The organism is Lysinibacillus sp. fls2-241-R2A-57, assembly GCF_030209535.1.
Classification (GTDB): Bacteria; Bacillota; Bacilli; order Bacillales_A; family Planococcaceae; genus Lysinibacillus.
The window spans coordinates 1-11680 of sequence record NZ_JARVRU010000207.1; the positions used below are offsets into that span (position 1 = coordinate 1).

The 11680-nt window shown below is 33.3% G+C and carries 16 protein-coding genes; 5 read left to right on the top strand and 11 right to left on the bottom strand.

Annotated features, from left to right (window positions below):
• The first annotated feature begins 157 nt into the window (after positions 1 to 157).
• Entirely contained in the window at positions 158 to 769 is a 612-nt protein-coding gene (locus tag QRN68_RS25095) for a hypothetical protein (protein WP_285400033.1), read from the top strand.
• A 170-nt stretch (positions 770 to 939) separates the two neighbouring features.
• Here the strand turns inward: QRN68_RS25095 and QRN68_RS25100 are convergent, their stop codons facing one another.
• Complete coding sequence (locus QRN68_RS25100; protein WP_285400034.1) at positions 940 to 1134, bottom strand: hypothetical protein; 195 nt, start codon at positions 1132 to 1134, stop codon at positions 940 to 942.
• A 181-nt stretch (positions 1135 to 1315) separates the two neighbouring features.
• On the opposite strand from QRN68_RS25100, the gene QRN68_RS25105 reads away from it, so the two are divergent.
• Complete coding sequence (locus QRN68_RS25105; protein ID WP_285400036.1) at positions 1316 to 1654, top strand: DUF7668 domain-containing protein; 339 nt, start codon at positions 1316 to 1318, stop codon at positions 1652 to 1654.
• 364 nt (positions 1655 to 2018) lie between these two features.
• Here QRN68_RS25105 and QRN68_RS25110 read toward each other — a convergent pair whose 3' ends face one another.
• The 6 genes from QRN68_RS25110 to QRN68_RS25135 all read right to left on the bottom strand — a co-directional run bounded on the left by QRN68_RS25110 (position 2019) and on the right by QRN68_RS25135 (position 6050).
• Positions 2019 to 2717, bottom strand: a complete 699-nt coding sequence (locus QRN68_RS25110) for an SRPBCC domain-containing protein (RefSeq protein ID WP_285400038.1) — start codon at positions 2715 to 2717, stop codon at positions 2019 to 2021.
• The gene (locus QRN68_RS25115; RefSeq protein WP_285400040.1) at positions 2704 to 3030 is read right to left on the bottom strand and encodes a metalloregulator ArsR/SmtB family transcription factor; all 327 of its coding nucleotides are present in this window, start codon (positions 3028 to 3030) and stop codon (positions 2704 to 2706) included. The genes QRN68_RS25110 and QRN68_RS25115 overlap by 14 nt, the downstream gene beginning before the upstream one ends.
• A gap of 199 nt (positions 3031 to 3229) precedes the next feature.
• Complete coding sequence (locus tag QRN68_RS25120; RefSeq protein ID WP_285400041.1) at positions 3230 to 3709, bottom strand: GNAT family N-acetyltransferase; 480 nt, start codon at positions 3707 to 3709, stop codon at positions 3230 to 3232.
• 205 nt (positions 3710 to 3914) lie between these two features.
• Positions 3915 to 4592 carry a VOC family protein gene (locus QRN68_RS25125; protein ID WP_285400042.1) on the bottom strand — a complete coding sequence of 226 codons (678 nt, stop codon included), beginning with the start codon at positions 4590 to 4592 and terminating at the stop codon, positions 3915 to 3917.
• A 416-nt stretch (positions 4593 to 5008) separates the two neighbouring features.
• Positions 5009 to 5320, bottom strand: coding sequence for a hypothetical protein (locus QRN68_RS25130; RefSeq protein WP_285400043.1), 312 nt, complete (start codon positions 5318 to 5320; stop codon positions 5009 to 5011).
• A gap of 241 nt (positions 5321 to 5561) precedes the next feature.
• Positions 5562 to 6050 carry an NADAR family protein gene (locus QRN68_RS25135; RefSeq protein ID WP_285400045.1) on the bottom strand — a complete coding sequence of 163 codons (489 nt, stop codon included), beginning with the start codon at positions 6048 to 6050 and terminating at the stop codon, positions 5562 to 5564.
• A 1526-nt stretch (positions 6051 to 7576) separates the two neighbouring features.
• On the opposite strand from QRN68_RS25135, the gene QRN68_RS25140 reads away from it, so the two are divergent.
• The 3 genes from QRN68_RS25140 to QRN68_RS25150 all read left to right on the top strand — a co-directional run bounded on the left by QRN68_RS25140 (position 7577) and on the right by QRN68_RS25150 (position 8947).
• Positions 7577 to 8194 (top strand): hypothetical protein, encoded by a 618-nt coding sequence (locus QRN68_RS25140; protein ID WP_285400046.1) that lies wholly within the window; start codon positions 7577 to 7579, stop codon positions 8192 to 8194.
• A gap of 89 nt (positions 8195 to 8283) precedes the next feature.
• The gene (locus QRN68_RS25145; protein WP_285400047.1) at positions 8284 to 8481 is read left to right on the top strand and encodes a hypothetical protein; all 198 of its coding nucleotides are present in this window, start codon (positions 8284 to 8286) and stop codon (positions 8479 to 8481) included.
• Positions 8482 to 8638: 157 nt separating this feature from the next.
• A complete protein-coding gene (locus QRN68_RS25150) occupies positions 8639 to 8947 on the top strand; it encodes a hypothetical protein (protein WP_285400048.1) in 309 nt (102 codons plus the stop codon).
• 111 nt (positions 8948 to 9058) lie between these two features.
• Here the strand turns inward: QRN68_RS25150 and QRN68_RS25155 are convergent, their stop codons facing one another.
• The 4 genes from QRN68_RS25155 to QRN68_RS25170 form a co-directional block, all read right to left on the bottom strand.
• On the bottom strand, positions 9059 to 9640 hold the full coding sequence (locus tag QRN68_RS25155) for an aminoglycoside phosphotransferase family protein (RefSeq protein ID WP_285400049.1): 582 nt from the start codon (positions 9638 to 9640) through the stop codon (positions 9059 to 9061).
• 21 nt (positions 9641 to 9661) lie between these two features.
• Complete coding sequence (locus QRN68_RS25160) at positions 9662 to 9934, bottom strand: hypothetical protein (RefSeq protein WP_285400051.1); 273 nt, start codon at positions 9932 to 9934, stop codon at positions 9662 to 9664.
• Positions 9935 to 10084: 150 nt separating this feature from the next.
• A complete protein-coding gene (locus QRN68_RS25165) occupies positions 10085 to 10675 on the bottom strand; it encodes an SMI1/KNR4 family protein (protein ID WP_285400053.1) in 591 nt (196 codons plus the stop codon).
• Between the two features lie 124 nt (positions 10676 to 10799).
• On the bottom strand, positions 10800 to 11519 hold the full coding sequence (locus tag QRN68_RS25170) for a metallophosphoesterase family protein (protein WP_285400054.1): 720 nt from the start codon (positions 11517 to 11519) through the stop codon (positions 10800 to 10802).
• Between the last annotated feature and the right edge of the window lie 161 nt (positions 11520 to 11680).

The window sequence follows — 11680 nt, forward strand, 5'->3', positions numbered from 1 at the left end:
TCGCGTACGATGTTTTTATTTTTCTAAAGTGTTCAACTTGATTCTACTATTCGCCTATGAAATAATTCTTCTTGAGGATGTATTTTACAAAATGCTCTATTTCCGTTTATTACAAATTCATCATTTCTAACAATATAAATAAAATCCTCCCTCAATAATGGTGCTATTAAAGGACAACACCTCCCGACCTTTAATAGTTAAAAGTATTCAAGAGGCAATATCTGAAGTAATTAGTGAAAAATTTAATATTGATACATTACGACCTCCTGAAGTTTCTGCTACTAGAGTAGAAGGTATTACAAAAGATGATAAAAAGATTTACTATACTCAGGACGAAATTGATTCACTAGGGAAGTTTGAAGAGTTCGAGGGAGTAACAATCGTACTGCCCAATCCAGATTCTTACATAAAATTATTAAATCTAACATCAGAAGAATACTCAGTTGAAAAAGGTAATCCATTAAGTGATTTCTTTATTTCATCCGTTATAACACAGGGTACAACTATAGTTGGGTATTTAATTGGTCAGTATGTTAATCAAATGGAAGATATAAAACTATATACGGTTAAATCAAACGAAATAGAAAAATTTTTGGATGAAAACCCTATTCTTAAAGAGACTGGTTTTATTAACGCACGATTAGGTTCCAGATTAAATAAAAGAAATAATGAGACTACGTACTTTTTGAAAAGTTGTCTAAACAACCTATCATTTAGAGACATACCTAACCTTATTTCTAAAATTGAAGACACAGAGAAATTTTTTTAAGATAAATCAAATAGCCGAACTCTCCTCTACGACCTGAAAAATACGGAGCTGAGTTCCAGGCTTTTTCTAGCAGCCCTCCCCTAAAAATGCTAGAAGGAATTATCAAAGAGCCGTGAAGAAGATTTACAGAAGTTACGGAAGATGTGGGAAATTATTAAGAATGATAATGATTAAATCATTTTCCCAAAAAAGAAAATGACATTAGAACAAGTATATGACCAAGATGTGGAACAATTTTTTTTAGAATCAGAGGAATTAAAAGAGTCTAGCCCCAACGTTGCTAAGTCTACATCTTTATGTCGTGCTGGTACTCGGCTAATAGTTGCTAATCCACTCATAATTAAAATTGTATAATCTTCTATCATTCTACATTCCTCCGTAGACATTAATTTTAATCTTGCTATAAATGACTTAAACCTCACCTGTCCGACCTCCCTTTCAATTAACATCTCTTACTCCCTGTGGAAGTATGGCAACTGTAGTAATATGTAGCTCATTAATGATAATATGATATTAAATATTTCATAGTTTAGGAGACAATTATTAATGACTTTAGAAGAAAAAGTAATGCATTTAACTAAAGAAACACTCGTTGATCTAGTAAACCTTCGTTACGATAAACTTAAAGAAGAGAATAAAATTAACGATGAAAATGAGGAGTTTTTAAAAGAAGTTTTTCAAATGCAAGGTACTCTTACTTTACCACCTAGCGATGAAGAATTGGACATAAATGTATACAAATATAATGATAATAGCGGTTTTAGTACAGAAGTATATTTATGGTTTGACGGTGTAGAAAGTCCAATAATACTTTTTTGCGAAGCTAAAACAAATGCTGAAAAAACTGAGATAACTGAGTTTTATATCGAAACCGTCGATGTATAAAAAGGGGCAATTTAGCCCCTTATCACTTACCCCATCATCTGCTCAACGATATTATCTTTAATATTTTGAATATGTGTATGACTTAACCCCATAATTTAACCTATCCAACGTTTTGAGCGTCCGCCCAGCATCCAGCTATACACTTATACCTCACTATCACCAGTAACCTTGTCGACTAGGTTTTGAACGTCTAATTGCCTCCTGTATAATTAGATCACCTACGCCACCAACAGCCTATAGTAATGTTTGCCTCGATACCGTCTTGTTCTGTTTTTCCCCTATAACCATAATATCAAAAGTTATTTTAGCCGTTCAAAAAAGAACCCAAGAAAGCAATTACTATTCCCGTATTTTAATTAAATATTTAATAAGGGACAGGATAAGCATCTACAAGACAGTTTACCTGTGATTTTTCATTTTTACTTTCTATCGTTAACGTAACATTGCCATTAACATTTTTATTATTCAATGTTCTTTCGAAAGATTCATATCCTTCGATTGCTTCGCCATCTATTTCTAGTATAATATCTTCAGGTTTAATTCCAACAGCTGCCGCTACCGAACCTCCCTTCACCTGTAAAACTTTTGTCCCTCTCTCACCCTCGTTTGTTGTGTGTGCAATACCAATCCATGCTTTCCAAAACTTTGAACGATTATCCGTGCCAGTTTCATAAACGCTTTTTAGATTTTCTAAAAATTGACTTGTGCCAAATAACATATTTTCCTTTGTAGATTGATTCATTTCACCAATAAAAGAAGCCTGATATTCAATACTCACTTTAATACCATCCCCAATTTCTTCTAAAGATGTAATAGTAGTAAAATCCCCATCAATGCTCTGAAGTACAAAGCGTTTCATTGTATCTATTTCTGTGAATATACCCTCAGATGTTGCCCCCCAGCCATGATTCATATAACCTCTTCCGCCTATACGAAATTCTATGTCAGCATTTTTTGTATACCAAAGGTTTAAATGCTCAGGCTTAGTCAATGCATCCCAAACTTTATTCAAAGATGCGTTAACAACAATTTCTCTCTTTACAGAATTTTCATTTTTCTTCATCTCGAAACTCTCCTTTTTCAACATAATTTTTTAGACTTATGAGTTGATCATCAAGTAGTTCTCCGATGTATTGAAGCATTTCATGGTAGGCAATTTGGAGTGTGTCGAGATTTATTGAATAGATACGATATCTCCCATTCAAGCTCTCTGAAATAATTCCTTCCTCCAATAAAATATTCAAATGCTTCTTAATTGCTGGTTGAGAGATATCAAATGCTTCAACTATCTCCTTTTGGGTTTTACTTCCTTGTTTAAGCATACTTAAAATATGGCGTCGCGTTGAATCCCCTAATGCTCGATAAACATTTGGCATGATCATCCCTCACTTCATACATAACTGTTCGGTTATATATAATATAAATATATGCGAAAATAGTGTCAAGACTTTTCTGAAAAATATAAATAATTATCCACAAACTAAAAAGAAGCAGCCTTTTCGCTACTTCTTCATCCCTATTCTCTTAGTAACCGTCGTATACCTCTATTAAATAAAAAGTAACATACTTTCATTTTTAATTGAGGGTGAGTATAAACTCCTGTACGTCTTTATTGCGTGCATTAGAAAAACCGATGTCTTCGCCTGTAATCGTGAATCCACATCTCTTTAAAACTTTTAGAGACCCTACATTGTCTTTAGCAGCACGAGCATAAAGGGGACGGATTGTAACATGTTTTAGAAATTCCTGTAAAGCTTTCGTGGCGATCCCTTTTCCCCAATATTCATTTCCAATCCAGTAGCTAACTTCTGATTCTCCGAACTGCTCAAAGCATAGAACATGTCCAACTACGTTATTTTCGACTATAATCGTTTGCTTAATAATATCTTTATTTGTAAGAATTTTGTTCCAGTGTAAAATGAAGCTATCCCAATCGCTGGGGTCCTTGCTAGTAAAGGCAGCCAAATAGTTTGCTTCAAGGTTTTGTTGATGCTTGAAAAAAACAGGAAGATCATCTTCAACTACATTCCGAAGTATAAGATTACAATTACTCATCATATTCCCCCCATTTACTATTTACTCTCATATTACCAAACAGATGTTCTTTTTTCAACATGTTTATACAAAATGAGGACATTGTAAATTGATGAAATTATTCGATTAGTGCCAACAATTCTTTAATTTATTCTTCCCCCGTTTTTTAATTTCCGCTTCAAAGACGTATTTTATTTTCGATTGGCTGAAACCAAAAATTAAAAAATCATTCTTTAATCATAAAATTACCTTTATCATTGACAACTATTGTTCTTCCGTTATCGACTGAAATCTTGATAGGAAAAATGGTAGAAAATCTGTCTGAAAAAATCCATCTTCTTCCGGGATGTGCGAGGATTATAAAAACTCCTAATTCTCTTATTCCCATAAAATTTAAGAATTCACCATTTAATGGTTGGTTATCTCTTTCGAATATATGAGCTTTACTTAATTCTTCTCCAGCCTTTAACACATCATCAACTATAAGACCAATTTCACTAATGTTTAAAATACTATTAATAGTAAAAGGCTCTGAACTTTCCTCGTTTATACCATAACGAGCTATAAATTCAACAATATTACCTGCTGGATCCTCAAAGTAAATGGCATGTGCTGGCAGATGTGAAAAATTTGCCTCATCCTCTCCATCTTCTGTTAAAAGCGTGACTTTGTTCTTCAACCAAGATTTCGCTTCTCTAAATTGGTTCGCTGGAATATTAAAGGCAAAATGATAAAAGGGGTTTCTTACTGCATCTCTATCGGTAAACTCTAAAATACTAGTACCGGTTTGAATTTGAAAGGTTTCTTCATTTTCAGTTATCAATTGAAACCCTAATTGATTAATATAAAATTCTTTCAAAGCTTTTAAATGATCAGTTTGTAAAGAAATGGACTTTATTCGCATATGTAACACTTTCCTTTTCACCATGTATTTACAAATTATCATATTAAAAGTTATACCCTTCCACATCAACCTTTCGACTGAAAAATGGGATTTTCATCAGGTACTTACTTTTTTCATGAGTGCCTTGCTTTATTAGTTTAGACATTTTATGTAGCTAGCTAACGATCAAAAGAGAAAACGAGTACTGTGCTTTTTTGCAACTTGTACTCGCTTTAAGGTTTTATAATTAATCTAATTTCCCAAAAGAACCTGTGTTATGGTAGTATGTATAGCGATTTTTAAAGCTTATTCGGGAAAATCTTGCCAACCAAGGTTTATAATTTCTTACTTGGCCCGATTGCCCTACTTGGTTTCTTTACCTGGGCCATCCCAATGAATATGGGATTTTATGAATTTTTTTGAGCGTGTTTTAATCTTTATTTTATATCTGTGTTATGTGTGTCTACAGTTTCTGTTTGGTTATACTTTTCTTCATGCTTTAGTTTCATCTCTTCCTTATGTTTTAGAAAAACTGGAAAAGGAAGTGACATTATAAACAATAAAGCAAGCAATAGTGCAATACCACTCTTTTTTAGTTTTATTAATATTAAAACAATAATAGTCACTAAGACAGTCATAACAAGATATACGATTGGGTTTCCTTGACTTGAAGCTAGTATACTTAAAAATAAAATTTCAATAAAGAGAGTTGCAATAAGAAAAAAACACCCAAACAAATTATTCTTCATTAAAATTATACTCCTTTATATTTGTTAAAGGACACATTCTGTCTATAACCTTTTTTACACTCAATGATTTCTTTTGGGTGTTTATCTGTTCAAACACTAAGCAATCTCTGACTGATCCAATGTAATCATCTATTGCAAACAGTAAATATCTTCTTCTCTTTTCGAATATCGATTTAACAGCGAGCCATTAAACGAATATTTAAACTTCTTTGATTTTTGTAGACTTCTTTATACTTAAAGTTTATTCCGTTTCAATTATAGTCTTTCTAACTTTTTCAAGAACTTTACCTAGCAAATTTAATCCCCTCCATTTAGATGGATTTGTTGCATCTGGATGATTACAGTCGATACCTATTCCCCTTATTTTATCGAATGGGCTAGCTTCTACTAACGTTTTACTACCTGTATTTGTAAGTATTGATTTTAAATTTGGATTTGAGAATTTGTCAACTAGTACTTCATAATATACTTTTTCTCGATTTTCTTCCCAAACTTTATTATCAAATGGAATTTGTCTGCTGCGTCCAAGCTTCTTACATTCGTCCGGTGTTTGCGCTCTTATAATTTGTAGTGCGATTTTATCAGCACCGAACAATTTAGCTTTACGATACATTACAGCTTGTTCACTCCATTTAAAAAGTTGTCCTTGATGCTTAAATGGTGAGTAATAAAAGTTAGAAAATACATCTTGCTTTCCCCAGAAAAATACAAAGTCTTTAGCTTCTTTCATAATTAATTCCTCCCTCTACACTTTTAAGGCTCTTCACCAAATACGTGTGGTTGATTTCCGTTCCGACTGGGCGCTTTCCAGGGGGCGTCCGATGAGCCGCTTCACTCGCGTTGCTCGCTCCAGGGTCTCATCTGTGACGCTAATCCCCTAGGAGTCGCCCAGTCTCCACTCCAATCAACTAATATACAGTGCATATATTTTTAAAAATGTCATCCACAACTTATGGTGATGAGCCACTTTTATGTAACTAATCCATATTTGAACTTATTATCCTCCTCTTTTATCCTAAATAAGGAAACTTAAAATTACAAATTATTATAATACAATTATTATAGCAAAAATTCAAACCCTGTCCTTTTTCTGAATAACATCAATGGCTAACTGGTCAACCTTATCTTACTCGCTACCCCCTTAAAGTTGAAATATACAGAGGAAATCAAAAATGTACTTAGTTAAACTAGCATTTTTGTACAGATTTATTTAAACGTTTATACCATTCATTAACTTCAGCTTTACCTTGCCTATTTTAAAACCATTAGCCATTCATCTTTAATTTTGAATATGGGCATGGAGTAGATCGCTAAGTGCTTCCTACAGCTTTAAGCATTAACACCATATCTTATATGGCCTAACCATCAAGCAACTCTTAATGTATTGGCTCACCAATCTGAGAAAAGGTGTTAGGAACTGCTTGACAAAATTAGCAAGCGCAAAAAACTGTTGACTTTTTCCTTTTTATGTTTTATATTTACATTATCCATGTGCTGTTTAACAGGAAACTGTTAAGCAGCTTTACTTTTTATTACCAGCATGAAATATGATTGGTAAACCAATGACTATAACGATTAACACACATTTCACACAAAACTCCTTTTGTTTTTGAATCACAACCATGTTTAGATAGTTCACCAACTACTTCTCCATCGGAACCACCACTCATTAACAGAAACTTAACCGTTCTTGCAACAAAAGCTTGTCCCTCTTTTTAAACCTGAACATTCTACACCTCCAACTGTTTAAGACTATTGAAGATCTTATCCATTTCTACATAAACCAGTTTTGACTAGGCAGTAGCCTCTAATTTACGAAAGATGTCTTATGCTCTCTATATAGATATGTCATAATCTTCTATGATCAGAATTGTTTCCATTGCACCGATAGCTCCGTAAAATGTCTTTCGTTGTTGGATTGTCATAGCATCCACCATATAAACCCTTCCTCTAAAATTGATAAAACACCATTCCGAACATCATGACAGCCGCTATCATTTTGATAAATGGCTTTAAATAGTTTAACTCCTCCTCAGTAAGGTGAATCAAATATTTCCCTTCTTTTTAGCGATCTTTATTACGAGTGAAATTCTTTGAAATTACTTTTTACATTAGATTTTGTAACTATCAGGTAATTGAACTGTCGTTAATACACGACGGTTGTCATACACTATAATTTGTAATTGATTCATGGTTAAAACCTTCTAAAGGTTCTTTTCTTTTATCGAATATTTACAAATTAAGGAGTTGTTATGAATGTCTTCAAAAAAAGTATCGATCGGTCTTACTCAGTTTACAGACTTTACTTTCAAAGGCGTTACTGGTAAAACTTCAATGGTTAGACAAATAAAATATCAAGATGAATACAATCCTGCTTTTGATTACTGGAAACCTTTACGAGATGGTATCCGAAAATTCCATCAGAACAAATTTAGTAATGATTATCTGCTTTCTATTGCTCAAAAGGTTTCTGAAGCTAAACAGAAAAATTACCTTGAAGCAGTTAAAGCACATTTAAAATTTATTAAAAATAAAGAAGTTGAATGGTTTGAACCAGGTAAATCCAATTGGTATAGCGAATATATAACTGTTCGTTCATCACCAGAACTAGGATTAAAAATTGACGGAGTTCCCCACTTAATCAAGTTATATTTCAAAGGGAAGGACGAGCGAATTGATAAAAACAAATGTCGCTCATCTTTGACACTATTAAATCAATCTGAATTCACCATTGAGCATGCTCCTGATGTAAAACCTGCCATTTTAAATGTCCAAAAAGGTAAATTAATTTCAGATACCCCCTCCACCGAAGACCACCTAATTGCTCTAGAATCTGAAGCAGCACAATTTATGGTCATCTGGAATAGAATTTAATCAAGTCTAAATCGTGCACCACGAGTGAAGCGGCTCAACAGACGCCCCCCCAGGAAGCTTTGCTTTGTGCGACAGCGTAGTGACAGCAATTGTTTTATCTGTGCGAAAGCGAAGCGGCAGCAACAACAACAACAACAAATGTTTTATCTGCGCGAAAGCGACAAATGTTTTCTGAAGCGACAGCAAAGCGGCAGCTACCAAGCGCCCAGTCGGAACGGAAATCAACCACATGTTATGGTGATGAGCCAAAAAGTTTGATAAAAATCACCTCTCTAGTTATTTTTTAAGGTGGTTTTTTAATGAATACTTGAAGTTTATCTTGTGAAAAATTTCATTTAAACTAACTGGTCAGTTTATTTTAATGAATACTCTGATTAATTTTGAAATTCTAGCATGAATTGATTATAATTAGCATTAAATACCAAAGTTAATGAGGTGAGTCACTTGAGTAAAAGTAAGTTATTCATAATCTTTTTAATCTTCATTTTTGTAGGAATATTTGCAGCGGTTTTTTATACTCTTAGTGATGTTCTAATTGAAAAAACAGTTAAAATTGATGAACAAAATATCGTGGAAAAAAATGGTGAATACTATCTTTTAATTGATGAACGCGAGTTGTATTTATCAAAGAATTTTTACGATAAAATCGAATTAGAAAAATACAACGAATACAAAATTAAGTATGTTTACAATCGATTGAAAAAAACTGATGGTGAAGTCGTGATGCTAAAAAGATATGGTGAACAACCGTAGGGTAAATAACGGATTGTAAGGCTTGAAGCTTAATAAATAGATTGTTTGTCTTGTTTCTTCTTTAACTAAAGGGGGGGGCTTTAGGCTCACTTAATTGAACAAGCAAGCAATCTATCTATAATCTTTAATTCCACTTTCAAAAGCCTGTCTATCGTCATTCTCCATCCCGTGCAATGCTTCTTGTAAAGCAAATGTACTTTTATAAAATTTAACTCGTTCAGATATTGCATTACCGTTAGGATATAGGTTTATACACATATCAAAAAAATCTTCACCATAGCTGGAGAGTATTCCAGCAAAGTCATACGCTGGATCTCCTAAACCAGAACCACCAAAATCTATTATCCCTGAAATCATACTTGTTTCTGGATTCCACAAGATGTTAGATGCTCCGAAATCTCCGTGTATAAGTGTTATTTCTAAATTTGAGAATGCTTCCCCTTTCAGGAACATTTCAAAGGATTCTGATATTTCCTTTTGAGCGTCTTTTCTGATAAAAGGAAATAATTTATTTTGAATCTTATCATTCAGGTTATACATCTCTTCATTAGGATTACGAACCTTCAGTTTCAAATCTCGATTTGCTTTTTCTCCTGAAATAGAATGAAGTTCTACAAGAAAAGAAACAAGTTGTTTTGCCAACCTTTTAACCAATTCAACACTCTTAATACCTGTTAAACTTTCCTTCCACAAAGGAACACCATTTATTAGGTTTTAGCCAGTGAAGACCTTACCCGGTTCTAGCATTTCAAAAGACTGATAAATCGGATTCGGAATGGGAATGGAGACGATACCTTTAATGTATTTCAAAATTTCCGTCTCTCTTCTTAATTGAATTATTCCATATTTATATTTTGGAAATCTAAAAACCAAAGATTTGTTTACAATTAACACATCATTATTCTGACCAATTTCATTAGGATAAAAGTCTTCAATGGAAAGGTCAGAATATAACGATTGAATGTTTTCAATATAGTTATTATTCATTTAGTAATCCCCCCTTTTGGTCTCTTTCTATTATTTTGATTCCCAAACTCTTTCCCTCGTGTGTTTAAGTGTATTTATACAAAATCCGTCACAATTACAGCATCCCTAATAAACGTGACTTTTTTCAGTTAATACCTAGATTGCAAAAGGTTACTCTTCTTCGGATTTCAGAAAAACGAAACCATCGTCAATAAGATCCTGTAAATACTCATCAAAGCTGTTGGCAATCACTTCATATTGATCTGGGTCGTGCAAAAAGCGAATGATTTGACCGCATATACCTTCTTCGGAAGGGTTAAAATCAATAAAGAGTCTCGATGAACCACCATTGTTCATACAGTCAGAAAAATGAATATACGTCCCTGGGAGAAGTCCCTCCGGATTTATCTTAGGGTCAACAGCCTCCTCGTCATCTTGGTATTCTAAAAGATAGGAGATGTCTTCTTCTTCTTTTGAACTTTCGAACATTTGCTGTGTAGACAGTAAATAATATGGATATTTACCATCTTCAACATCTGATCCTAAAATACAAATTGCAATTTTGTTTTCGCCATATTTCCGCCAATATGTACCATCAATATTTTCAAGTAGACAGATTAGTGATTCAGGACAATTTGGATATTCTGACCTTAGTGTATCAATAACCTCTTTTGTAGCACCGCACGCTGTATTTAGTGCCTCTAACTCATCTGTTGATAATGCTGCTCTTAAGCCGTTTAAAAAATTATTTACCAAATCCATTATTTCGTCCTCCAAATAATAAAATATAAAATTGATTTGTTAAGCTATATACCTATCAGTACAGACTTTCTCGAAAGCCTTATTGCATCTCTTGTGTCGCGCCGATTATTGAATAAAAACATCACTAAGCATTTCGATAATTTGCAAACATAATTTCATCATAATATTTATCTAAATCGGGCAAACCCAACTCTTCTGCAATTATAAGTTCAGCCTGCCTGTCATAATCTACTCTAATAAATTGAATGGCATTGTTTGAATGTGTTGCATCTAGGATCGCATATGAAGCTGAAGTTAAGTCAAGTGAATTCCCAACACTGCCAACGTTACACAGAATACCCTTTTTATATGTATGTAAAAAGGTTGTATGTATATCTCCGTAGAATACAATGTCAGGGATTTTATTGTAATTGATTGAATTTGTTGCTTCACTATTCTCAAACATAGATAAACGCTTTTCAATTGGATGACTTACCGAGATACGTTCAAATTCACTTCTTGGAGAAGCATGGAAAAACCTTATTAATTGTCCATTTAATTCAAGATCAATATTAAATGGTAACGAACTTAGGTACTGATAATCTTTTTCTGTTAATCTATCTTTGAACCACTGTATAAAATCATTATCAGTGGGTGATTGAATAAATACATCCCAGTTGCCTCGAACTACTCGTTCGCAGTTCTTTTGGATGAGTTCTATACATTCAGAACCTTGGGGACCTTTGCCGATTAAATCACCTAAACAAAAAATTCTTTCTATCTTCCTTAGTCGAATGTCTTTTAAAACTGCTTCTAATGCTGTTTTATTCCCGTGGATATCTGAAATAATTGCAATTTTCGTCACAAAGCTTCCCCCTCATAAATTCCATCTATTCTCTATATTTGCTTCTCCATGTTATTCAACAAAATACTTTTTAATCCCTTTAATCCCAAAAAACTAAATAGAACACCAGGCGTGTTGATTAACCATTTTTATACATTCAAAGAGGCTGATTTCCGCTACGG